Annotated in this window: 20 protein-coding genes; 12 read left to right on the top strand and 8 right to left on the bottom strand. The window is 46.9% G+C overall.

Annotation, left to right across the window (positions count from 1 at the left end; genetic code table 11):
• The first annotated feature begins 12 nt into the window (after positions 1 to 12).
• From DXZ20_RS10220 to DXZ20_RS10210, 3 genes are all read left to right on the top strand, one after another.
• Positions 13 to 252 (top strand): HypC/HybG/HupF family hydrogenase formation chaperone, encoded by a 240-nt coding sequence (locus DXZ20_RS10220; protein ID WP_163697965.1) that lies wholly within the window; start codon positions 13 to 15, stop codon positions 250 to 252.
• 461 nt (positions 253 to 713) lie between these two features.
• On the top strand, positions 714 to 1,163 hold the full coding sequence (locus DXZ20_RS10215) for a hypothetical protein (RefSeq protein ID WP_163670479.1): 450 nt from the start codon (positions 714 to 716) through the stop codon (positions 1,161 to 1,163).
• 14 nt (positions 1,164 to 1,177) lie between these two features.
• The gene (locus DXZ20_RS10210) at positions 1,178 to 1,807 is read left to right on the top strand and encodes a CBS domain-containing protein (protein ID WP_163697963.1); all 630 of its coding nucleotides are present in this window, start codon (positions 1,178 to 1,180) and stop codon (positions 1,805 to 1,807) included.
• A gap of 225 nt (positions 1,808 to 2,032) precedes the next feature.
• Here the strand turns inward: DXZ20_RS10210 and hpf are convergent, their stop codons facing one another.
• On the bottom strand, positions 2,033 to 2,617 hold the full coding sequence (hpf, locus tag DXZ20_RS10205; protein ID WP_163670489.1) for a ribosome hibernation-promoting factor, HPF/YfiA family: 585 nt from the start codon (positions 2,615 to 2,617) through the stop codon (positions 2,033 to 2,035).
• Positions 2,618 to 2,975: 358 nt separating this feature from the next.
• On the opposite strand from hpf, the gene DXZ20_RS10200 reads away from it, so the two are divergent.
• Positions 2,976 to 3,362: a DUF4342 domain-containing protein gene (locus DXZ20_RS10200; RefSeq protein ID WP_163697961.1), complete on the top strand. Its 387-nt coding sequence runs from the start codon at positions 2,976 to 2,978 to the stop codon at positions 3,360 to 3,362.
• 136 nt (positions 3,363 to 3,498) lie between these two features.
• Here DXZ20_RS10200 and DXZ20_RS10195 read toward each other — a convergent pair whose 3' ends face one another.
• The gene (locus DXZ20_RS10195; protein WP_431732039.1) at positions 3,499 to 3,642 is read right to left on the bottom strand and encodes an NAD(P)-binding protein; all 144 of its coding nucleotides are present in this window, start codon (positions 3,640 to 3,642) and stop codon (positions 3,499 to 3,501) included.
• A gap of 611 nt (positions 3,643 to 4,253) precedes the next feature.
• Positions 4,254 to 4,628, bottom strand: a complete 375-nt coding sequence (gene psb28 / locus DXZ20_RS10190) for a photosystem II reaction center protein Psb28 (protein WP_163670493.1) — start codon at positions 4,626 to 4,628, stop codon at positions 4,254 to 4,256.
• A 768-nt stretch (positions 4,629 to 5,396) separates the two neighbouring features.
• On the opposite strand from psb28, the gene lon reads away from it, so the two are divergent.
• The 5 genes from lon (at position 5,397) to hypD (ending at position 14,370) form a co-directional block, all read left to right on the top strand.
• Positions 5,397 to 7,919: an endopeptidase La gene (gene lon / locus DXZ20_RS10185; protein ID WP_163697959.1), complete on the top strand. Its 2,523-nt coding sequence runs from the start codon at positions 5,397 to 5,399 to the stop codon at positions 7,917 to 7,919.
• 285 nt (positions 7,920 to 8,204) lie between these two features.
• A complete protein-coding gene (nifJ, locus tag DXZ20_RS10180) occupies positions 8,205 to 11,885 on the top strand; it encodes a pyruvate:ferredoxin (flavodoxin) oxidoreductase (RefSeq protein ID WP_163703459.1) in 3,681 nt (1,226 codons plus the stop codon).
• Positions 11,882 to 12,034 carry a hypothetical protein gene (locus tag DXZ20_RS10175; protein ID WP_163670497.1) on the top strand — a complete coding sequence of 51 codons (153 nt, stop codon included), beginning with the start codon at positions 11,882 to 11,884 and terminating at the stop codon, positions 12,032 to 12,034. Before nifJ ends, DXZ20_RS10175 begins: the two co-directional genes overlap by 4 nt.
• A 122-nt stretch (positions 12,035 to 12,156) precedes the next feature.
• Positions 12,157 to 13,179: a dihydroorotate dehydrogenase-like protein gene (locus DXZ20_RS10170; protein WP_163697958.1), complete on the top strand. Its 1,023-nt coding sequence runs from the start codon at positions 12,157 to 12,159 to the stop codon at positions 13,177 to 13,179.
• Positions 13,180 to 13,260: 81 nt separating this feature from the next.
• A complete protein-coding gene (hypD, locus tag DXZ20_RS10165; protein ID WP_163703458.1) occupies positions 13,261 to 14,370 on the top strand; it encodes a hydrogenase formation protein HypD in 1,110 nt (369 codons plus the stop codon).
• Between the two features lie 202 nt (positions 14,371 to 14,572).
• Here the strand turns inward: hypD and DXZ20_RS10160 are convergent, their stop codons facing one another.
• Positions 14,573 to 15,139 (bottom strand): DUF3122 domain-containing protein, encoded by a 567-nt coding sequence (locus DXZ20_RS10160; protein WP_163697955.1) that lies wholly within the window; start codon positions 15,137 to 15,139, stop codon positions 14,573 to 14,575.
• The gene (ftsH, locus tag DXZ20_RS10155; RefSeq protein ID WP_163697953.1) at positions 15,123 to 17,093 is read right to left on the bottom strand and encodes an ATP-dependent zinc metalloprotease FtsH; all 1,971 of its coding nucleotides are present in this window, start codon (positions 17,091 to 17,093) and stop codon (positions 15,123 to 15,125) included. Before ftsH ends, DXZ20_RS10160 begins: the two co-directional genes overlap by 17 nt.
• 319 nt (positions 17,094 to 17,412) lie before the next feature.
• On the opposite strand from ftsH, the gene DXZ20_RS10150 reads away from it, so the two are divergent.
• Entirely contained in the window at positions 17,413 to 17,886 is a 474-nt protein-coding gene (locus tag DXZ20_RS10150) for a universal stress protein (protein ID WP_284681669.1), read from the top strand.
• Between the two features lie 237 nt (positions 17,887 to 18,123).
• On the opposite strand, the gene DXZ20_RS10145 is transcribed toward DXZ20_RS10150, so the two are convergent.
• Positions 18,124 to 18,345 carry a hypothetical protein gene (locus tag DXZ20_RS10145; RefSeq protein WP_163670507.1) on the bottom strand — a complete coding sequence of 74 codons (222 nt, stop codon included), beginning with the start codon at positions 18,343 to 18,345 and terminating at the stop codon, positions 18,124 to 18,126.
• A 225-nt stretch (positions 18,346 to 18,570) separates the two neighbouring features.
• Between DXZ20_RS10145 and DXZ20_RS10140 the strand changes: the two genes are divergently transcribed.
• Both DXZ20_RS10140 and hypE read left to right on the top strand, forming a co-directional pair.
• Positions 18,571 to 18,744, top strand: coding sequence for a hypothetical protein (locus DXZ20_RS10140; protein WP_250565706.1), 174 nt, complete (start codon positions 18,571 to 18,573; stop codon positions 18,742 to 18,744).
• 4 nt (positions 18,745 to 18,748) lie between these two features.
• Positions 18,749 to 19,774 (top strand): hydrogenase expression/formation protein HypE, encoded by a 1,026-nt coding sequence (gene hypE, locus DXZ20_RS10135; RefSeq protein ID WP_163697951.1) that lies wholly within the window; start codon positions 18,749 to 18,751, stop codon positions 19,772 to 19,774.
• 293 nt (positions 19,775 to 20,067) lie between these two features.
• Here the strand turns inward: hypE and DXZ20_RS10130 are convergent, their stop codons facing one another.
• On the bottom strand, positions 20,068 to 21,012 hold the full coding sequence (locus DXZ20_RS10130; protein WP_163697949.1) for a ferredoxin family protein: 945 nt from the start codon (positions 21,010 to 21,012) through the stop codon (positions 20,068 to 20,070).
• 337 nt (positions 21,013 to 21,349) lie between these two features.
• The coding region (locus DXZ20_RS10125) for an aminotransferase class III-fold pyridoxal phosphate-dependent enzyme (RefSeq protein ID WP_250565705.1) at positions 21,350 to 23,499 on the bottom strand (2,150 nt) is incomplete at its 5' end.

The raw sequence follows: 23,499 nt of genomic DNA, 5'->3' as shown, positions 1-23,499 counted from the left end.
AGGAGAACAACGATGTGTCTGGCCGTACCCGGAAAAATCATCAGTATTAAAGGGGAGGATCTATCTCGCATGGGCCGAGTTAGTTTTGGAGGCGTAGTCAAAGAAGTTAGCTTGGCCTATGTACCTGAAGCCCAGGCCGGTGACTACGTAGTGGTCCATGTAGGATTTGCCATTAGCAAACTTGATTTAGAAGAAGCAGAACAAACCCTGACCTATCTTCAACAGATTGCAGCCAGTGCCAACTCGGATTAATCAAGTATGTACTGCTATATCAGGGATGGACATATGTTGACGATATGCCGAATCAAACCAACAAAGGGGTAAAGCCTCGCCCGAGGGAAAGATCAGGGAATCACTGTTTAGAACTTTCTTTAGCTGGGGCAGATAGGCATGGAGGTCACTTTAGTACGGGACAGAGTCATGCCCATAAAAAGTCTCCTTCACAACCGCAAAGATGGTGTGGGCATATGGTTGACTCTCCTAGTATAGAATTCTAAACATGGCCAAGACAACCATTTTGGACATGCATAAGGTTTATTAAATATCCTCATAAGTTCACCAAGATTTTTGTCTAGGATCAACCTAGAGAAATAGCTGGAGGCATCTCTATGGCTGGTAGATGTTGCCCAGTTAGGTTAATTAACTTTGGCTGGCTTCTAACATTGGGTGTTATCTTACTCACTCCTGTCACTGTTGAGTCGCAGTCCCCTACCATGGAAACTCCATTGGCCAATCTCACGGATGGGGCCTATCAGCTTTGTACTGAGCCTGCCCCTGAAGATTGGCGTGATGGTTCAGGAACCTGTCTAAATATTGATAAACAGGGCACAATTGTTGATGGCTACTATGGTTATCCCCACAGCAGTGCGTTTGTCTGTTTACGTGGCTCAGTTATTGATGACTGGTTCCAGGGTAAAGGTCTAGTGATTAGTTGGACAGGAAATCCCTGGCCAGAGATCTCTCAGGAAGAGTTCACTTGGGACTCTCCAGAGGGGCTTTTATCCTTAAGTCAGGCTGAGTTAGTCCATAGCGAGGGTGTGGGAGAAGAACAGGTGAAGTGGATTATCTTTCACACCGCAAAACTGAATATGCAATCCATGTACCTGTATGATAGTCCGCGGATGACATCGCCCGTACAGCTATGTGATTGGCCAGTAAATTAGTAGAGGTATCTATAATGATGCGAGTAGCCGATATTATGACCCGCGAAGTGGTTACTATTCGTAACTCTGCAACCATAGCAGAAGCCGCTAAGCTGATGAGTCAGCGTGGGGTTCAGGCGTTAATTGTGGAACGCAGCCATGCACTAGATGCCTATGGTGTAATCACGGTTGAAGATATTGTTGGCAGAGTGATCGCGTTTGGCCGAGATGCTAGGTGGATAAGAGTCTATGAACTGATGACAAAACCCTGTATCGTCTTAAATCCTGATTTAGGTGTGGAATATGCAGCCCGGTTATTGACCCAGGCGAATCTACACAGTGCCCCCGTCATTCAATCGGAACTATTGGGAATTGTGTCTGTTACCGATATTTTGGAACGTAGTAACGCAATTGAACAACCTCAGGAAACCCTGCTTGCGGATCAAATTTGTGATCTCTCAGAGAAAGCACGTCATGTTTGCCGAGAGAACGGTCCAGCGTCAAAGGCCTGCCTCAATGCTTGGTTAGCGGTCGATGCATTACAAGCAGAAGCTGCACGTCAACGAGCTGAATCCATTGACAAGACGGCCTCTGAGCAATATTACGATGAAGAGTATCCAGAGGCATTTAAGGATAGAGAGTATGAGGCCTGGTGTAGTGGTTAAGGTTGAGGTGGGTATATGACAATTACTCCCCTCGCTAATGCAGTGCGGTTACCCATGCATGGGGAGATAAAGAGGTTACCATGAATACATTGACACTTCGGCTCCTATGGGCAGTAGTTCTGACTCTATCGTCTGATGATATTGTTGGTCTTTCCCATGAGGTATAAACTTATGGGCATAGGCGTTAACGATAAAAACGCCTATGCCCCAACCTATATCACTTCGCTAACTATCAGACTGCTCGCGCGGTTGAATGACGCCATAGCCGCCATGGTTCCGCTCATAGATAACATTGATTTCATCAGTCTGGGCATTGCGAAACATATAGAAATCATGATCCACGAGTTGGAGATTATCCAGAGCCTCTTCGACAGATATAGGAGGCATCATAAAAAACTTGTTGCGCACTACTTTAGGCGGTAGTTCTGGAGAGCGATCTGACGATTCCAAAGCAGTTGTTTCAAGTGACTGATTTAGATCATTGCTAAGGGATTCCCGAGGCTGGGCTCGACGTTGTTTTTTGGTTTTATATTTCTGTAGTTGACGAATCAGCTTATCGGTTACTAAGTCAATGCTGGCATAGAGGTTTTCATGTTTTTCAGCAGCTCTAATAACTGTGCCACTTGCATGTACCGTCACCTCAGCACGTTGTTGGGATGGCTTTTTGATTTGAAGAGGGGCGGATAGCTTAACGTCAACTTTGGTTGCAATATCTTCATGACGTGCTAGTGCTTTACCAATTTTTTGACGGACATAGTCATTTATGGCATCTGTGACTTTAAGATCTTTACCTTGAATAACCCATCGCATATAGGATTGGTCTCCTTACAGGCTACGGTCAGCTTTGATTTACAAGAAGAAGCAGAAGAGTAAAACCGTTTTGCTTAGAGATATCCTTTTCCAGTTATCCCTTTTTGGGGAGATACCCTCCTTTGTCTTTTTAGCCCTTTGAAGCTGATTTAACTACATCATAAGACTTTGAGGTGTTTGTTTTTCAATCTTTAAGAAAAATAAACACCTTTTGGATAAAAATTTCTGTTTGGGTGAATCCCTGTTTTATATGCATTATTCAGATTACTTGACCTCAGGTTGATTGACTTGAGGTTCTTCACAACTTCCTCATAAATCTTGTTTAGCTTATAAATGTAAGCTGTCAAAAGACTTTGTTATGAATACTCATCCTGGAAAAGTGACTCAAACGTTGGATGTTTCGGCATCTGATGTTTCCAATTCTGAAGGGGGCACTGTTACTGAGTCAGAAGGCAAGTCTGCCGAGAGGGTGGTTGTAGAAGAGCTTAAAATTTCTGGTGATGCCCTTGTTGCCAAGGTGAAAGAACTGATTCACCAAGGTAATATTCGCCGCATTATTATCAAAAATGAAGAAGGTTATACTCTGATTGAGATTCCCATGACTGTGGGAGTCCTTGGTGGTGTTATTAGTGCTGCCTTTTTTCCTGTGATTGCAGCTGTGGGAATCATTGGTGCTATGGTAGCTCACCTGACGATTGTTATTGAACGACAAGAATCAGCAGATGTGAATGATCAAGCAAAATAGGACTGAGCTTTGATGCAAGGTGAATCATCTTGTAGGGTTTGGATGGCGGTGACCCAACGGGGAGACTTGAAAGACTGCTCAGCTTAATGGCAGTGTGAAATAAGAGCAACTAAATGATTTTCTAGCCGATAGGGCGCTATAAACAATTACAGAAACCGCCAGACTGGTTGTGTAGCTCAAAGAGTTGGGTGCGATAACCAGTCATCTGGGCGTAGCAACTAGCTGCTAATCCGGCAATGCCAGCCCCAATGATGATCATATCAGTTGCGGGTTCTGTCATGGGAGTCGCCCTATCTTACAGGGACTCATAGGTTCCCCATAATTTCTTTGTACTTTAGATGTACCAGTGAGGTACCAATGAGGTAACTCAGACCTAGACATTGTTCTTTTGATTAAGATTCTCAGGAAAGATGACACTACTCTATCGGAAAAGATAATGCCCCCCACTTTAAGACGAAAGTCCTGGTAGGCCCTCACAGGTACTTGTGGGACCTGCGATTTGGCCATAGGCCTCACCACGAGCCTCACGTCAAGACGAGAGTGCTGGTGAGACCCCATGGGCAGCCACGAGAACCCCTGATAGATCTAGCATTGCTGCTGGGTTTGTTGATTGTAGTGATACCGAGACTGCTGTTTCCACCACAGCCATTGATGTTGCGTCCTATGGTGGCAGAGTTTGGCTTGGTTGCTCTCCGCATTAGCGTCGTGCATCATATTCTATCTCAGCAATATGATGTTGTTTCGTGGGCTGACCATGGGCAGTTGCCCCCTGGCATGCATATTACTTACTGTAGAACATATGCTTAGCTGTGGTGCGGAGAGCAGGACGCAAAACTTATCGAAACTTATCGAATGATGGGATTTCAATCTATCTAATTGTCTACGCGATATCTAGGTTGATTCAGATTCTCCATAGGCTAACCCATTGGCTTCTGCATAGCGATGCATAAATCGCATGAACCGTTCCCAATGATCGTCTCGATCGATCTCAAGTTTGCATTCAACGCCTGTGAGCTCTTCTCCATCTATGTCTCCATAGAACATCTTGACACCAGAGGGCATTATTAAGATTTCGCCCTCAGTGTCGATCAGGTGTAACGCATTTCTTGAACTTTTTCTAAAGCTCAAGAAATGTTCTATAGACGCTAAAGTTTTAAATCGTATCACTGCAATATGGGTTCCTGTTGATGGATCTCGTCTGAGGCTTACGCCGCTTATTTCTTCAGGAATATTTTTAAAAATTTGTACACTGGGTATTTGGGTCATTATGGTAATTCCTTCTCTTCTATTGCTGCTGGCTTGAGCAGGGCCACTGGGGTTATCTGATACGAATTGACTTTCTGTCACTAAGTACGTCTATAGGGTAGACATGAAACGTGAGAACTTTATGAGGTGGCGAATATGGGAAACCGGCAGGATATACTCATGAATTCCTGATTTTCATTACCTACGCTTAAGATGAGATTCTATCTATAGGAGGGTGAGTTTCTGAGGGGAGGCCATGATTGGCTACAGATTTTGGCAAAGGTGGTTGCTTATCTTTGGGGATATTATCCTATACGGTGATTTTCTTGACCTTGTACTGCCTGGTGAGCTGTATCTCTATTATTCAGGGTAGAGTTGATGGTTGACCATCTGCCTATACCGGTGAGCGATGTAATTAGAGAACTCCTCTTTTGGGAACTAGACAAGGCGATTGTGAAGGAGTCATCTCATGAACTATCAAGACGTTCAGCGGTTTAGCAGCCTAGGTTGGAGAGGGTTGGTTCTCAATATCCTGATCAGTTGGTAAATGCAATAAACCGTTACATATCTCACCACAATCAGTGGTTGGTAAGTACGGTTTAACTCACAAGATCGTCATCCCATTCGCTTTATACTAGAGATGGACCAAAGGCAATTACAATCTCCATTGGCAGAGCTGATAGAGATTGATTCTATAACACCTGATAACAAAAAACAGTTGCTCCCAAACGAAAAAAAGTTTCTATGTTGTCGAGCAATTATCCATCACAATAGGGGGAGATAATAACCATGCTGTGGCTACCCCATTCCGCTCAAAAATTGACTCAATTCGAATCTGGTTTTCTACTGCCAGTGCGGGATACTGTGCTATTGCCCAGTATTACTCTGCCAATAGTGGCAGGACGCCCCCATTCTATTGCCTCTGTAGAAACAGCGGTAGCTACAGAGAGCAAGCAGATGGTGATTGCAGCGATGCGTCCAGAGTGTCTAGAGAGATTAGCTAAGGCTCGTGATGCAGAGGCAGAAGCAAAAAAAATATCGGATCTATATTCTGTTGCTACCCTCGGTGTGGTGCGGCGAATGGCACGGCTGCCCATTGGTCCTATTCAGTTGCTGATTGAGGGGTTAGAGCGTATACAGCTAGAGAAATTACACGTAACCAAGCAAGGATTTGAAGTAGAGTTTTGCAGGCTACCTGCGTTGACCGTAGAAGCTGCTGTAGCCGATGGGGGAGAGGTTACAAAGATCAATGCCTTAGTTGATGCCATCAAGTCTCTTTGGGAAGAGGCCGCATCTCTTAATCCTAATTTTCCTGACGAATTGTTAGCTGTTTTGAGCCGTAATGACGATGCGGCCCAAATTGCTTATCAATCAGTTATCCTAATGCAGCAAGATGTGGCTGAAACCCAGTCAGCATTGGCTGAAAATGACTTAGAGACGCTATTAAGGCAGGTGTTAGGTAACTTACAAAAACATGTCGAGGAACAACGGCTCCGTAGTCAAATTTTGGGGGAAACCAAAAAGGAAATTGATGAGCAGCAGCGAGAGTTTTTCCTGCGGCAGCAATTAAAGAAAATTCAAGAGGAGTTGGGACAGGGTAACCCCGATCAGGAAGAAATTGCTGAACTACGTAAAACTCTTGACGCGATAGCCTTACCAGCAGTGGCTGAAAAACAAATCAAGCGAGAGCTGGCGCGCCTCGAACGGATCGGTAGTAGTTCTGCGGAGGGTGGGGTTATTCGCACCTATCTGGATTGGTTGCTAGAAATGCCCTGGCAGAAGACCGTCGAAGATAATTTAGATTTGCAAAATGCTCATACTGTTCTAGATGCAGACCATTATGGTCTAGAGAAGGTAAAAGAACGAATTATTGAGCATTTAGCCACCTTCAAACTCAAACATCGGCAGCAGCCCTCTGATACTGATGGGTCGATGAGAGAGCAGGCGGAGCGTTACGCTGTTGGTACGGTTGTTTGTTTTGTTGGGCCGCCAGGTGTGGGTAAAACTAGCCTGGGACGATCAATTGCTCGGGCATTGGGGCGTCCTTTTGAACGTATTAGTCTAGGTGGTCTACGAGATGAGGCAGAATTGCGGGGGCACCGTCGTACCTATATCGGGGCGATGCCGGGACGGATTATTCAGGCAATCCATCGGGCTGGTGTGAAGAACCCGGTGATTATGCTAGATGAGCTGGATAAGGTGGGTATGGATTACCGGGGCGATCCGGCGTCGGTATTGTTGGAAATTTTGGATCCACAGCAAAACTATTGCTTCCATGACTTGTACTTGGATGTGGACTTTGATCTGTCCCAGGTGATTTTTATTGCCACGGCCAACGATCTCTCAAAGGTGTCTCCACCCTTGCTAGATCGGTTGGAGCTTGTAGAGCTCTCAGGTTATTCCGATCGCGATAAGCTGGCGATTGCACAAACCTACTTACTACCACGACAGCTAGAAAAAGCTGGGTTGCCCAAAGATGCGATTATTTTACCGGAGGTAGCCCTACGCCAGATCATCGACGACTACACCCGCGAAGCCGGTGTTCGTCGTCTGGAGCAGCAACTGGGCAGCCTTTGTCGCAAAATAGCAGTGAAGTATGCGACTGGAGCAGCTACGTCTGTCAATATCCACCCTGAACAGTTGGAGACCTTATTAGGTCCGCCGCGCTATCTACGGGATAATCGACGACAACGACCGCAGCCAGGGGTGGCAACAGGGTTGGCCTGGACCCTGGCGGGCGGTGATGTCCTTTTTGTCGAGGCGGTGTTATTGCCTGAGCTGAGGGAAGTCACCTTAACCGGACAGTTAGGCGATGTGATGGAAGAGTCTGTGCAGATCGCTCGCTCCTATATTTGGGCCCATGCGAAGGAGTTGGGCATTGAGCTATCTCAGCTAAAGAGTAATGGATTACATTTACATGTGCCGGCAGGGGCGATTCCCAAAGATGGTCCCTCTGCAGGGGTAACGATGCTGACGGCAATTGCCTCGCTACTGCTAAATCAACCGGTTCGTACGGATATGGCCATGACTGGGGAGATTGATCTAAGTGGTGATGTGCTACCCGTTGGCGGTATTCGAGAGAAGGTATTGGCGGCCCACCGGGTGGGTATTCGTCGAGTACTGTTGCCACGGCAAAATGAAAAAGATCTGATGGATGTGCCAGACCATGTTAAGCAGGAGATGGAGTTTGTTGGGTGCGATCGCATCCAACAAATCCTCCAACATGCCCTGATCTCCAACTCTCTAGACTCGGCAAATAATGGTCACCGTCACCAGCCCGTAACGGGAAATGGGGTAATTATGTCAGCGTAAGCGCCTAATGCAGATGACTATACAGTTTTGCCTGCCTTAGCAAACTCTCGCTTAACTGTCTCAATGTTTGCTTTCTCCATCTGTTGATGGCCCCAAAGTGTCTGGTTTGATTGACACTTACGATAACAATTGAGCCCAATGGGATGACGCTTGTGGCATAATTTTTACCGAAAAATAAAAATGATTGGTCTTCACAAGTTCCTCAAACTATTTTCTTAATCTAAATACTGTAGATACGGTATTCATGTCCTGGTGAGGCCGCCAACACAGCGTTGAGAAACCATGATGCAAACCTCTGTACCTGTTCAACCTCGGTTTGCCACCTTAGATGGCAACGAAGCCGTCGCACGGGTGGCCTATGCCCTCAATGAAGTGATTGCAATTTACCCAATCACCCCGGCATCACCTATGGGTGAATGGGCGGATGTCTGGGCAGCTAGCAACAAGCCTAATCTTTGGGGAACGGTGCCTGCCATTGTGGAAATGCAAAGTGAAGGCGGTGTAGCAGGGGCGGTGCATGGTTCATTGCAGACAGGGGCGTTAACAACTACGTTTACGGCTTCCCAGGGATTGCTGTTAATGCTGCCAAATCTCTACAAGATTGCGGGTGAACTGACGCCCTGTGTTATTCATGTCGCAGCGCGGTCGGTAGCGGCTCAGGCCCTGTCCATTTTTGGGGACCATAGTGATGTGATGGCGGCTCGCAGTACTGGGTTTGGCATGCTGTGTTCTGCGTCGGTGCAAGAGGCACAGGATATGGCTGCGATCGCAACAATGGCCTCCTTCGCCAGTCGTATTCCCTTTATCCACTTTTTTGATGGGTTTCGCACCTCCCACGAGATTCAAAAGATAGATCTTCTTTCCCAGGAGAGTTTACGTTCTCTGATCGATAATGAGCCAATTACTCAACACCGTCAACGGGCTCTGAGTCCTGACCATCCGGTGATGCGAGGTACGGCCCAGAATCCTGATGTGTTCTTCCAGGCACGGGAAGCCGTAAACCTTTACTATCCTGGCTGTGTGGATATTGTCGAACAGGCAATGGATAGATTTGCCCAACTCACGGGGCGACAGTATCAGCCATTCCAATATTATGGTGATCCTAATGCAGAAAGAGTGATGGTGTTAATGGGATCTGGCTGTGAAACAGCTCAGGCGACTGTGGACGCCCTTAATGAGATGGGAGAAAATGTCGGTGTGGTTAAAGTCCGACTCTATCGTCCCTTTGATGTCCAACGATTTGCGGCAGTTCTTCCCAAAACCGTCAAGGCGATTGCTGTCTTAGATCGCACTAAGGAGCCAGGGGGAGCGGGTGAACCTCTCTATTTAGACGTTCTCTCAGCCCTGATAGAATCACATTTCACCACAGTAGACCATCAGTTGCCGATGATTGTGGGGGGACGGTATGGACTCTCGTCAAAAGAATTTACCCCAGCAATGGTCAAAGCTGTTTTTGATCATCTTTTACTGGATGGGTTTCAACATAGTCAGAAAGAGCCCCAAAATCACTTTACCATCGGCATTGACGATGATGTGACCCATACCAGTTGGGCCTATGATGCCACATTTTCCATCGAGCCAGAGCAGACTATCCGTGCAGTTTTCTACGGTCTAGGTTCAGATGGGACGGTGGGTGCTAATAAAAATACTATCAAGATTATTGGTGAGACCACTGATCATCATGCCCAAGGCTACTTTGTCTACGATTCGAAAAAGTCGGGTTCGGTCACCATCTCTCACCTGCGCTTCGGTCCTGATGCTATCCATGCCCCTTATCTAATTAACCAGGCTAATTTTATTGCCTGTCACCAATGGATGCTCTTAGATCAGCTGGATATTTTAGGGCCTGCTATGTCAGGGGCTACGTTGTTGTTAAATTCGCCGTATGTCCTAGATCAGGTGTGGGATAAGCTACCCGAACGGATTCAGACCCAGATTCTTCAAAAACACCTTGAGGTCTATGTCATTAATGCCTATGAAGTCGCTCGATCCGTTGGGTTGGGAGGCCGGATCAATACGGTGATGCAAACCTGCTTCTTTGCCCTATCTAAGATTTTGCCAACCCCAGAGGCACTGGATGCTATTCGGACCTCTATTGCGAAAACCTATGGCAAAAAAGGTGAAAAAGTCGTATTGATGAACCTGGAGGCCGTGGATCAAACGCTGCAATATTTGTATAAGATTCCTTTACCAGCAGAAATACAAGTTGGCAAGATTCCTCCTTTAAAGTCTTCTGTGGCAGAGGCAGCACCTGCCTTTGTAAAAAACGTTCTCGGTAAAATGATGCAACGCCAGGGAGATACCCTTCCTGTCAGTGCCTTACCCTGTGATGGTACCTATCCAACGGGCACTGCTCAATGGGAGAAACGCAATATTGCCCAGACAATTCCTGTCTGGGATCCAGATATCTGTGTCCAGTGTGGCAAATGTGTGATGGCTTGTCCCCATGGCGTCATCCGTAGCAAGGTTTATAAACCAGAGGCATGGGATGGAGTCCCGAAAACCTTTAAGCATGCCACCGCTCGCGAGTGGTCGGGGCAAGAATTTATCCTCCAGGTGGCGGCGGAAGACTGTACGGGGTGCGGTATCTGTGTCGATGTGTGCCCGGCTAAAAATAAGTCAATTCCTCGACTTAAAGCGATCAATATGACCCCCGTCTACCAAGAAGCATCAGTCAATGGAAATGGTCGAAATATTGTTGATCTACGGCAGCAGGAGAAACCTAACTGGGAGTTCTTTAAGAATCTACCGAACCCGGATCGGCAGCAGCTGAATCTGCACAAGATCAGTCAGCAGCAAATGCAGCAGCCCTTGTTTGAGTTTTCTGGAGCCTGTGCGGGTTGTGGTGAAACACCCTATCTGAAGTTGTTAACTCAGCTCTTTGGCGACCGCTTACTGGTGGCCAATGCCACTGGCTGTTCCTCTATTTATGGAGGCAATCTGCCCACTACTCCCTGGAGCCATAATGCAGATGGACGGGGGCCAGCTTGGTCAAATTCATTGTTTGAAGACAATGCTGAATTTGGCTTAGGATTCCGGGTGTCCATTGATAAACAGACTACCTACGCAGCTGAACTATTACAGCAGGTCGATGCAGAGATGGTTGTGGAAGTTGGCTTTTCTCATCTGGAGCAATTGGCCAAACAAATTCTGCAAGCCCAGCAAACAGATGAGGCTGATATTGTCGAGCAACGAGAGCGTGTAGCTCAGCTTAAAGGCTTGTTGGAGAAATTGATAGTACAGGAGATTTCGATAGAGCTGAAGGATAAAATTCAACGGTTGTTGCCCCTGACAGACTATCTGGTGAAAAAGAGTGTCTGGATTGTAGGGGGGGATGGCTGGGCCTATGATATTGGCTATGGTGGGTTGGATCATGTGTTGAGTTGCGATCGCAACGTCAATATCCTTGTTCTCGACACAGAAGTCTATTCCAACACTGGTGGACAACAATCTAAAGCTACCCCTAGAGGCGCTGTTGCCAAGTTTGCAGCAGGTGGTAAAACAACACCTAAGAAAGACCTGGGTCTAATGGCTATGACCTACGGTAATGCTTATGTCGCTAGTGTAGCCATGGGCGCGCGTGATGAACATACCCTTAAAGCCTTCCTGGAGGCCGAATCCTATGATGGGCCGTCTATGATCATTGCCTATGCCCACTGCATTGCCCACGGAATTAATATGTCCGCTGCCATGAGCCATCAAAAAGCCGTTGTTGATTCCGGTCGCTGGCTGCTCTACCGCTACGATCCTCGCCGTCGTTTATCTGGCGAAAAGCCCCTAATCGTAGATAGTCGTGCGCCGAAGCTACCGTTAGAACAGTCCATGTATGCTGAAAATCGGTTCAAGATGTTGGTGCATAGCCAGCCTCAGGTAGCCAAAGACCTGTTGCAGCAGGCACAACAGGATGTACAAACTCGGTGGCAACTATATCAGTATTTAGCTGCGTTAGGAGAAGAAAAACCATGACTGACATTCACGTAAGTCGTAACTCCTTGGGATGGAAACCTTTGAAGTGGTGGCTGTTGGCTGTAATCGCTCTACTGTGGGCTCTATGGGTCAGTCAAGATCCCAGTGTAATTAAGCCTGTGTATTTGCTGTGGGGCCTCAACGTTTAGTATCACACACCGATGGTTTGTGCCGTACATGGCTGTTGCTATCTAAATTTTTCAGCGATCACGTCTGGCTTGAGCTATGTGCAAAAAATATCTTCTCAGTTACCTAGTCAATGATAAATACTATGGATATTTCTACCACTTATCTTGGTCTCTCCCTCCGTTCTCCTCTGGTCGTCGGTGCCTGTGGTCCCTTAACCGAAAATCTGGATAATCTTCGCCAGATGGAAGACGCGGGTGCCGGGGCAATTGTTCTTCATTCGTTGTTTGAAGAACAGTTACATAGAGATCGCCTCGAACTAGATTACTATTTGACCCAGGGAACTGAAAGCTATGGAGAGGCGCTTAGCTACTTTCCCCAGCGGCCTTTGTTTCATGTCAGTGCTGAAGCTTATCTAGAGCATATTCAGGCGGCTAAACAGCGAGTGGATATTCCCATTATTGCCAGCTTGAACGGTACGACAAATGATGGTTGGGCTAACTATGCTAAACAAATTGAGTCTGCTGGTGCCGATGCTTTAGAACTCAATCTCTATGCTGTGCCGACAGATATAAGCTTAACGTCTTCTCAGGTTGAACAAACCTATCTAGATATAGTGCATTCGGTGACCCACAGTGTTGATCTACCGGTTGCGGTCAAACTCAGTCCATATTTTACAAACCTGGCTAATTTTGCCCATCGTCTCTCCCATACAGGGATAAATGGTTTAGTTCTATTCAATCGATTCTATCAACCTGACATTGATATCGACACCCTGGAAGTGTATCCCCATGTTCTGCTGAGTACCTCACAAGATTTACGTCTACCCTTGCGATGGATCGCTATTCTCTATGGTATTATGCCTATCGATTTTGCCGCAACAGGCGGCATTCACCATGCCCAGGATGCCATCAAACTGTTAATGGCAGGGGCCGATGTGACCATGATGGTAAGTGCGTTGTTAAGTTATGGCATTGATCACCTTAGTACCGTTGAACAGGCCTTACGTCAGTGGTTACAGGACCATGAGTATGCTTCTCTTAGCCAGCTAAAAGGTAGCATGAGCCAGATAAATTGCCCCGATCCCAGTGCGTTTGAGCGGGCTCAGTATATTAAATCGCTCCAGAGTTATCGACCTCAGCCACACTCCATTCATCTGGCTCCCTGATTCATATGGTTCTTTGATATTTGTGGGAACCGTGACTAAAAAGATTAATATTCTAGACCCGTGTCATCGGATAGTCTCTGGATGAAGTATGTTGACGAGTATCGAGATGGCTTGATAGTACAGGATTATGGGGATGCCATTGCATCTCTAATTACCCAACCCTGGACCCTGATGGAGATTTGCGGTGGTCAAACCCACACCATCGTCAAATACGGTCTCGATCAGCTGTTACCACCAGATATCACCTTAATCCATGGTCCTGGCTGTCCTGTCTGTGTGACCGACATGGCAATTATCGATCAGGCCTTGGTACTGGCTGCTCAGCCCGAGATTATCTTTTGCTCCTACGGTGATATGCTGCGGGTCCCCGGTACCTCTACAGATTTGTTAAGTGTCAAGGCCCAGGGTGGGGATGTGCGCATGGTATATTCCCCGATGGATGCGTTAGCACTAGCCCGTAAGCATCCAGACCGACAGGTGGTGTTTTTTGCCGTTGGCTTTGAGACTACGGCTCCAGCAACGGCCATGGCAGTCTACCAGGCGCATCAGCAACAGGTTGAGAATTTTTCAGTGTTGATAGCCCATGTGCTCGTTCCTCCGGCTATGGAGGCGATTTTGTCATCACCAGATTGTCAGGTACAGGGGTTTTTAGCAGCAGGTCATGTGTGTACGGTAACAGGCTATGGGGCATATCACGAGATTGCAGCAAAGTACCACGTCCCCATTGTGGTAACTGGCTTTGAACCCGTCGATATTTTGCAGGGGATTTATCTCTGCCTAAAGCAGCTAGAAGCTGGTAATGCGCAGGTTGAGAATCAATATACCCGGTCTGTTCAAATCCAGGGTAATCAACCTGCACAACAGCTCATGGACCAGGTGTTTCAAGTAGTTTATCGGGTTTGGCGCGGTCTGGGCAGTCTTGATCAAAGTGGCTTGGGATTACGTAAATCTTACGATTACCTGGATGCTCAATTGCGGTTTGCCGACCGATTGACCATCCCCCCTCTCCCCCTCTCCCCCTCTCCCTCTGAAAATACCTGCATCAGCGGTCTCATCCTACAAGGTTTCAAAAAGCCCCATGAGTGCTCTGCCTTTGGGACCAAGTGCTGCCCAGAGCATCCCCTCGGTGCTCCGATGGTCTCTTCCGAAGGGGCCTGTGCAGCTTACTATCGTTACCGTTCAGCCTCATAAGTTTCTCAACTTGGTATGACGCTGGTGTATACCATTCTGAATATTATCCATTTTGTCATGGATGTTCTAGTTGGTGTTCCAGGGTATCAGTTGATGCTACTTGATGGCTTGCCCCTAAGGCTCTTCACCCTGGATTAACTTCGCACACACAATCAGAATTGGAAGCCATCCCGCAGTCATAAAATACTGATAGCTGCCCGCTTTACAGGTGCCCACAAATTAAGCCTTTGCATGTTCCTACATTTAACCATTCCTCCAATACATCAGCAGGAATCGAGAGCCTTACTGGACTCTCTGTTTTTGTAGGTAACTGTAGCTGTAGAGATTCTGCATCCTGAATAGATGCAAACAATGTAAGGATATCGTATTGACCGACATTTGGGGCAGGTAATGTACCCATAAAATGTTGCTGGGTAAGATTAGGGGCACTCAATTTTTGCCCTAAATTGGTCTCTACGACTAGTGGCTGGCCAGCATCAAGATAAACACTGTTTGCTTGAGTTGTTAACCATAAATAAACGCCTGCATTATCCTGTTCCATGGGTTTTAGTACTGTTGCATCCCACTGATTGCCGATTGTATCCGTGAGTGACTGTTGTGAATGATAAACCCATTGATCGGCTTCTTTCAAAAACTGCACCTTTGCTAAGGCGACAGGCGCAGACCATAGGAGCATCAGCAAGAGGGTGAGTCCTAGAATAACGAATAGCTTTGTGACAGTTTGGGTAAAGCTAGGATGGTGATGATCTGAGCTAATAGGGTGTTTCATACTGCCAATCTCCTCGTAAGTTATTTGCCTGTAGCCTCTGATGTCCTGGATTTAGCCAAGATTGCAGCGCTGTTGATGGCCGAAGCTCTGATAACAGTGTTTCTAATGTATCGCCCTCTAGAGTTTCTGTTTGCAGCAGTTTTTGGGCAATACTTTCTAAAACACCTTGATTTCTAACTAAAATTTCAAGGGCCATTTGATACGCTTGGTCAATGAGTTCTTTGATCTCTTGATCAATGGTTTCTGACAGGTGGGGGCTAATGGGACGGCGAGGTTGGGCAAAGCCATCTAAAAACTGAGCCTGGTTACGCTCTATCGCTACCGGTCCGAGAGTTTTACTCATGCCATAGAGGGTGATGCAGCGTTCTGCCAGGTCAGTTGCTTTTTGAATGTCATCACTTGCACCAGTGGATACTCTATCAAAGATCAACTCTTCAGCGGCACGCCCGCCCAACAACGTCATGAGTCGCCCCCGCAGCTCATCTTCCATCATCAAGAACCGATCATCTTCTGGTAACTGAAGCGTGTAGCCTAATGCAGCGACTCCTCTAGGTACAATGGAGATTTTTTCTACATGACCAGAGCCTGGCATTAAGGTTCCAATGATGGCATGACCTGCCTCATGATAGGCGACGGTCCGTTTTTCTAAATCATTTAGGATCCGTGATTTCTTTTCTAGCCCTGTTAACATCCGTTCAATGGCTTCATTAAAGTCAGCCATCATCACCGCTTCTTGATTTTTCCTGGCGGCCAGGAGTGCGGCTTCATTCACTAAGTTGGCCAGGTCAGCCCCAGCAAAGCCAGGAGTGCGGGCTGCTAGTTTGGCTAGTTTTACATCATCCGATAGGTGAACTGTTCTGGCATGGACCTGCAAAATAGCTTCTCGACCCTGACGATCAGGGCGATCGACCACCACACGTCGGTCAAATCGGCCAGATCTAAGCAGTGCCGGATCTAATACCTCTGGACGGTTAGTTGCCGCTAATAAAATCACACCTGTATTTGGCTCGAATCCATCCATTTCTGCCAAAAGCTGGTTCAGGGTTTGTTCCCGTTCATCGTTACTAGAAAAGGGATTATTCGCGGTACGTGATTTGCCTAGTGCATCTAGTTCGTCGATAAAAACAATGCAAGGAGCCTGTTTTTTGGCTTGTTCAAACAGGTCTCTTACTCGAGAGGCCCCCACACCGACAAACATTTCAATAAATTCCGAGGCTGAAATGCTAAAAAAGGGCACCTCTGCTTCGCCAGCAATGGCTCGGGCTAATAGGGTTTTACCAGTTCCTGGTGGGCCAACTAGCAAAACACCCTTAGGGATTTTGGCTCCCAACCGAGTATATTTTTGGGCATCTTTTAAAAACTCAACAATTTCTTGTAGTTCTTCTTTCGCTTCATCTACACCAGCTACATCATCAAATGTGACATGGGTACTACCTTGGGCATAAATACGAGCTTTACTCTTACCAACATTGAGAGCAGCAGGCCCTTCTTGCATTCTATTGGCAAAGACTCCCCATAATATCCATAACAATAATAGGGGAAATCCAAGGAGCCAAAGTCCGACCAACCAGTTGTTTTCATTGGCGGCTGTGGCTGTAATTTCAACACCATGCCTGCGTAGAATACGGGAGAGATCGGGATCATCGGGTAAGGGGGTGGTCACGGATGTTTTCGATACAGTCTCAGTGTCTGCTGGTTCTTGATCAGCCGATGTTTTGAGAGTGTATTGAATCTGGTGCTCACTAATGTGTACCTTAGCGACCTGGCCACTTTCAACCTGGTTGAGAAACTCACTGTAGGCTACTTCCTTAGATCGTTGTGGCATGCGGGTAACTGTGAACATCATGATCAACAGCCCAACCACCAGCCATCCTAGATTAATTAGGGGTGATTTGAATCCAGATGAATTCTTTTGTGGTGGAGTTGAGCGAGGTGGCGAGGAATGTTCTGGCATAGCATTGAGCAATCGTATCTACACAGCTGCTACAGCAGCTAAAAGTTTGGTGGCATCTGTCGTATGTCTTTAATATAAAGATTTTATTTGAGGAACTTGTGAGCATGGTATTGGGGGACTGCACAAAAAAAGACTCAGGTTGGGGCTGTCGATGGGTGGATGAGTGATGGGGTAATGGGGTTTAGTGATAGCTTTTGTTGTTTCAAGCACGTTGCTTGATTACAAAAAATAATTTGGATTAACAACTAAAGATATTTTTGTAGAGATAGATAAAAATAGTAATGTTCCCCTCTACATTATCCACTTAGATCGAGGCTCTATGTTTTCTAAGATACTTGCACCAATTCAGACAACTATGACCGATCAAGGTGTTTTTGATCAGGCTCTTGTTCTAGCGCAACAAAATCAGGCAGGTTTGATGTTGCTCCATGTGATCTCTCCTGAGATGAGGAGTACTCCAGCACTTCCTAATCCAACCTTGTATCGGTATCCAGTCATTACAGATGAGCTGATGCAGGGCTATCAACAACGGTGGGAAGATGTCGAAAATCAAGGGTTGGCAATGCTCAAAGCTTTAGCAGAAAAGGCTCAAACTGCTGGAGTAAAGGCTGAGTTTTCACAAAATGTCGGTAACACTGGTCATGTTATTTGTCATATGGCCGATAATTGGGAGGCTGATCTGATTGTTATTCGGCAACCTGATCGTTCTAAACTAGATGAATTGTTCTTGGGTAGTATTAGCAACTATGTTTTGCACCATGCGTCTTGTCCAGTAATGACAATTCCATCCTGAAAAAAAATACCCTGAGACTTTTGAGATATTCCCCAGTCTCAGGGTAGCTAGCTCAATGAGATGAATGCGATCGCATGCTCAACAAGTTCTGGAATCGATAATTTTCAATAGGTATTGTGAATATTCGTTAATCCTCACCTCGTCAACTCATGGGTAATGGATGGGCTTGTTACCGTATCCACAATGAAGTCAGTCGATAATTTCCTCGAAGAAACTAATGGGTATTGCGGTAGATAGTTAACTGGCTTTGGGTTGGTGATCCAAAACCCAGTTTTCAATCAGGAAAATAGCTACTAGCAAGGCGATCTGAAGTGCCGGAGGAGCAACTCCAATCAAAATCATCACACAGGCCGTGGCGGTAAGCCCAGCAGAGATGACTTCAAATTGTTTATCGGCTGTGAGAAAGACTCTTATAGCTATGAGCAAAATTGCAGCGGCACTAAAAAATATGGTCCACATACTGCTTCTTCCTATGGCTGGCTAGGGGATGAAGAGAACTTGGGCAGCTGAGCTAAGTCCTCAACTACACTGTAAAAGAATAGTTTGAGGAACTCATGAGGAAGAATGGAGTGGTATGTGGATTTTAGTAGAAGAGAGGGAAGATAAGAGAAGAATACAATTCTATATTATGGCCTGATGGGCGTCTGCTCACAACTTCTTCACATTTTTAAGCTAATGTTTATCATGTGGGAGTTTAATGAGCAAGCCCTGACATGGTTTCGCCGTCAGTCAGTGGGATTTGTGTTTCAGTGCAGTACTATGGCCGCTGAGATAACAGGCAGTTTACAGCCTGAAGAACACATTGTCCTGCACCTCAATGGGCAACTCCAGGCAGGGCGTCAAGTTAAACCCAGATAATGTTATGCATGCTGCCTGTCCCATTCCCATTCATCAATATCCTCAAGTCCTTCTGGCCCATGGCGGCGGCGGACGTCTCATGCACCAGCTCATTGAGACTATGTTGCTAGCTACATTCCAGCCGGACCCAGACTGGCAGCATGATGCCGCTAGTTTAACCATGGCCGGTAACCGGTTGGCATTTACTACCGATTCCTATGTGGTCACCCCGCTGTTTTTTCCAGGGGGTGATATTGGTTCCCTGGCTGTTTATGGCACGGTCAATGATCTGGCTATGGCCGGCGCAAGACCGCACTATCTCAGTCTTAGTTTTATTCTAGAAGAGGGGCTGCCGATGGAAACCCTGTGGCAAGTGGTGCAGTCAATCCAAGCAGCCATGCAACAGTCCCACGTACAGATTGTTACCGGCGATACCAAGGTCGTTGATCGGGGCAAGGGAGATGGGATATTTATCAACACATCTGGGATTGGTGTGCTTCAGCACGACGGTTTGATCGGTCCCTCTTCTGTTCAAGTAGGCGATGTGATCATTCTCAGTGGAGATGTTGGCCGTCATGGCATTGCTATTTTGTCTGCCCGAGAAGGGCTGACGTTTGAAACGACCATAAAGAGTGATTCCGCTCCCTTAGTGAAACCTGTTCTTGAATTGCTGCAACATTGGCCAATCCACTGTTTACGGGATCTAACTCGGGGTGGGTTAGCCAGTGCCCTGAATGAAATTGCATTGGCTGCCCATGTGAACATTGAACTAGAGAGTATAGCGATTCCGGTGGAAGAGCAGGTCCAAGGTGCATGTGAAATTCTGGGACTTGATCCACTGTATATCGCTAATGAAGGCCGTTTTGTTGCTTTTGTACCAGCAAGTGTGGCATCAGATGTATGGAAATGCCTGCAACAGTACCATTCACACGCTCAAATTATTGGACAAGTCGTAGATGATCAAAGGGCATTGGTCACAATAAAAAATGCTGTTGGATCCCAGCGGATTCTCGACTTTCTCAGTGGTGAGCAACTTCCCCGTATCTGTTGATGCTTTGATATGTGTGAAGATAGTCATAACTATCCCACTAAACACCTACTATATTGTTGTAGTGGAATCCATTCAAGTTCGCCATAGGTCTTCACTATCAGACGATATAGTATTTCTCGATCAGATTTAGCCGGAGGCAAAACTCTCGTGCCACTTAATAAGCTAGGCTTAGCAAGCTATACAGCCTTATGCACTTTGTTTTCGACAAAAGCTCGTGGGCAGTTATCTTGCCAGTGGTAGTTCCTAGCATCAGGTGGTAGAACAGTTGAAAGTACCCCTAGTTGTGGGGGCAATTACTCAAGCCGTATCGAGAAACTGGGCATATCGCTCCCAACCAACGAACCCAGTGGATAACAGTTTAATTGATTATTTTGAACTTCAGCTATGTAGCGCAACAGGTTTTGACCAGGCAACTTAACAGTCAACTCAGCCAATACATAGGCTGTCGATTGTTTTAAAATCTGGCCAAATACCTGGCTCTGCATCCAAGACCAACCATGATGTCGCCAAAGCTCTGCTTCTAAACGCTGAAGCGGTTTAGGTAGAAGGCTCCAACCTCTATAGGTGGATAACAAGGGTGCCATATTGCCTGATTGTTTCAGCAGACACATCAGAGATTGTTGATTCAGATTGCCGTAATAACGTCCTTGGGGAAAATCAATGAGTGTAGGAGCAAATCGATGCCCACCAATGTGACTAACTTGCCACAGTTTAACGTCGTCACTCAGGCCAAGTTGCTGAACAGTTGCGATCGCATCTCGATAAAATGGATAACCATACATACCGCAGCACTCATTGTGGCTTGCATGGGTACATACCATCAAGTGTCGCTGTGATGAAAGCTTTAGGGGTCGGCATTTCTGCTGAAAGAAATCATCAATGGCTATGGCCATATCATCAGGTGATTCAACTTGAATGTCCCAACAGCCATAGTCTTTCACTAAAGTATTCACCTGTTCGGTTTGGAGGCCACTGTCAGTTGGCAAACAAGCACGCCGAAAAATTAAAATGCGCCGCCGCTGTTGCTGCCCAGACTCTTCATTAGCAATCAGGTGCACACGCACATCAGACTTGGCAACCAATAACGACCTAACCACCTTCCTTAAGGACTCAGGCACCCCTGACGACAACAAGGCTGGCTTATCCCACGGTGGCGGCACCTCAAGCAGGATAAAGGTATTAGCTGGAACAGCTGTACCAATTAAAGATTTAGATCGAGTTAATGTTGCTGTCTGCATGTTCACTATGACAGAGGGTACTGCCCCTTTTTATGAAACCTTCTATTTAATGATATTCATTTTCATTAAATACAGCCATGCCGAAAGTAGTTTTTTATACTGAAATCAAGCTAATATGTTGAAAATTTATATAAAAAGGCTGCAAATTCAAGATACAAAAGCTTTCATAGTGTATGCCTATTGCTAAATCACTATTGATACTTAGTTTCATTTTTGAAAACAATATAGCCTCTGCCACGATGCAAGCCACGGCAGAGACTAGTAAAATGAAATTGTTTTAGCCTTCAGAGGATTCTGTTGTCATAGACGTATTAGGCCATCTATGGGCTCAGCCGGCTCAATTCATCCTTTTGATCCCTTGAGAACGGCGTGTGGCTTCCAGTTTTAGACGGTTTTGCTGGACGAGCGTTGTCTGTAGGCGCTGAGTCTGGGTTGTTAAAAAATCGTCCAACGTCTGATGGATCTCTTCCAGCGTTGCTTGCGGAGATTCCATCATCAGGTTTAATAGCCTGTCATAGGCCGCTATCCAACCGGCGATAGTTGTGTCTTCAAACAGAGCACTGCGGTAGACCGTTGTTAAATGAAGGCCGTTTTCAGCCTCGCTCAGGTGCCAAGTCAGGTTCCACCGTCCATACACTGGGGATGGGGGCACTGCTTCTACGGCCAATCCTTGAAAATCAGGAGTGGTTAACGATGGGTCTAGGTTAAAGAACGCGGGCACAATTGGCTGTAGCGGATCGGCGGATCTAGCCGATGTTTCTGCTCGGTTGTTTTTTGCCCAGCGCGCCCACTGGCTTAAAGAATAGTCGGTATGGTCGTAGCACTCTAACAATGTCGTCCGAATTGTATGCAGATAATCGGTCAGTGATTGCTCCGGGCGAAGCTGGCTATACACTGGCAACACATTCACACAGTGAGCCACTAGCCGCGACCAGCCGGGTTGTCCCTGGCCAGCCACAGAAATACCCACCGCTAATTCTGTTGTTTGACTCCAGCGATGTAGCAGTAAACAAAAGGCCGCCAACAATGTCATAAAGGGAGTGCAACCGTGTTTCTGGCTCCAAACTTGAAACTGTCGATAGCGCTCAGCAGATAGCTGCCATGATTGGGAGGTGCTGTGGTAATCGGGTGACCCCATCGACTCGCTGTCGGTCAATAGCTGCCATTGGGGCAGGGGTTGCTGTTGCCAGTAGGCCGCATCGGCGGCCTGGCTGACTCGCTGGACATAGTCTCGATAGGAACCTGGGGACGGCAGTGGTTGAATGTTATCCCCAACGGCCATGTTATATAGCTGACTCAGCTCTTCGAGTAAAATCTGAGTGGACCAGCCATCTACGACAATGTGATGGACGGTAAGTACCAAACCATGGTGTTGTTCCGCCAATTTCAGAGCCTGCATGCGCAGTAGGGGCGGCTGGGTGAGGTCAAAAACGTGGTGTTGTTCTCGCTGTAGCCAATGCTGAACTTCGAGAGTCTTTTTCTCGGAGCTGAGGGCACTCAAGTCAATGAACGGCAAGGTGAATGTCAGACTGGGGACTACCTGCTGGGTTGTGCCGGTGGAGACAATTCCAGTTCGTAGCGCGTCATGGCGGTCAATCAGCTGTTGCAGGCTCTGGCGTAGCGCCGACTCATGCAATGGCCCCCGCAACTCTAACCAGACACATTCTGTATAGGCAAGGGAGGCATCAGGATTGAGCTGCGTTAATAGCCAAATCTCTTGCTGGCTTTCGGTCAAGGGCAGTACCTGAGCTGCCGTCAATGACTTTCCCGGCAGAAAGCCTCCCTTTTGCATTTGGGCCACCGCTGTTTGGACCGCCTGGATGATTTGTTCAATGTCGGCCTCTGTGTGGGCGGTGGAGAGAAAACAGTTACGTCCTTCCCAGACATAAATTCCCTGCTCAATCAGGTGATAAAACAACAAATCATAATTGCCGGTAAAGGCAAACCGAAAGAGCGAACCAAACTGCACGATCTCGATCGGCACTTCGGCCTGGCTAAAGAACGTATTTAGCCGCTGGGCAAATATCTCAGTGCGCTGGTTCAGCTGTTTTTGTAGGTCTGCTCCCTGCTGCTGAAGGTGTAGCAGAACAGCTTTAGCAGCGGCCATCGCCAGGGGGGGTTTGCAAAATGTTCCGGCAAAAAAAGTACGCTCCACACCCGGATAAGAGTCATCGCCATAGTGCCAGAGACCACCGTCAATGCCATCCATGTATTGGGCCTTACCGGCAACAACACCAATGGGTATGCCGCCGCCCAACACTTTGCCATAGGTGGCCAAGTCGGCCTCCACGCCAAACCAGGTTTGGGCTCCACCGGGATGAATGCGAAAGCCCGTAATAATCTCATCAAAGATGAGCGCCACCCCATGGTCCTGGGTGATGCGACGTAGATCTTGCAGAAAGTCTTGTGGTTGTAAACCGGGGCGACGGCTTTGCACGGGTTCTACTAAGACGGCGGCAAGTTCAGAGGCCCGGTTCTGAATCACCT

Origin of the sequence: Adonisia turfae CCMR0081 (genome assembly GCF_011009555.1) — a bacterium.
Classification (GTDB): Bacteria; Cyanobacteriota; Cyanobacteriia; order Phormidesmidales; family Phormidesmidaceae; genus Leptothoe; species Leptothoe turfae.
This window is presented reverse-complemented; position numbering and strand designations above follow the sequence as displayed.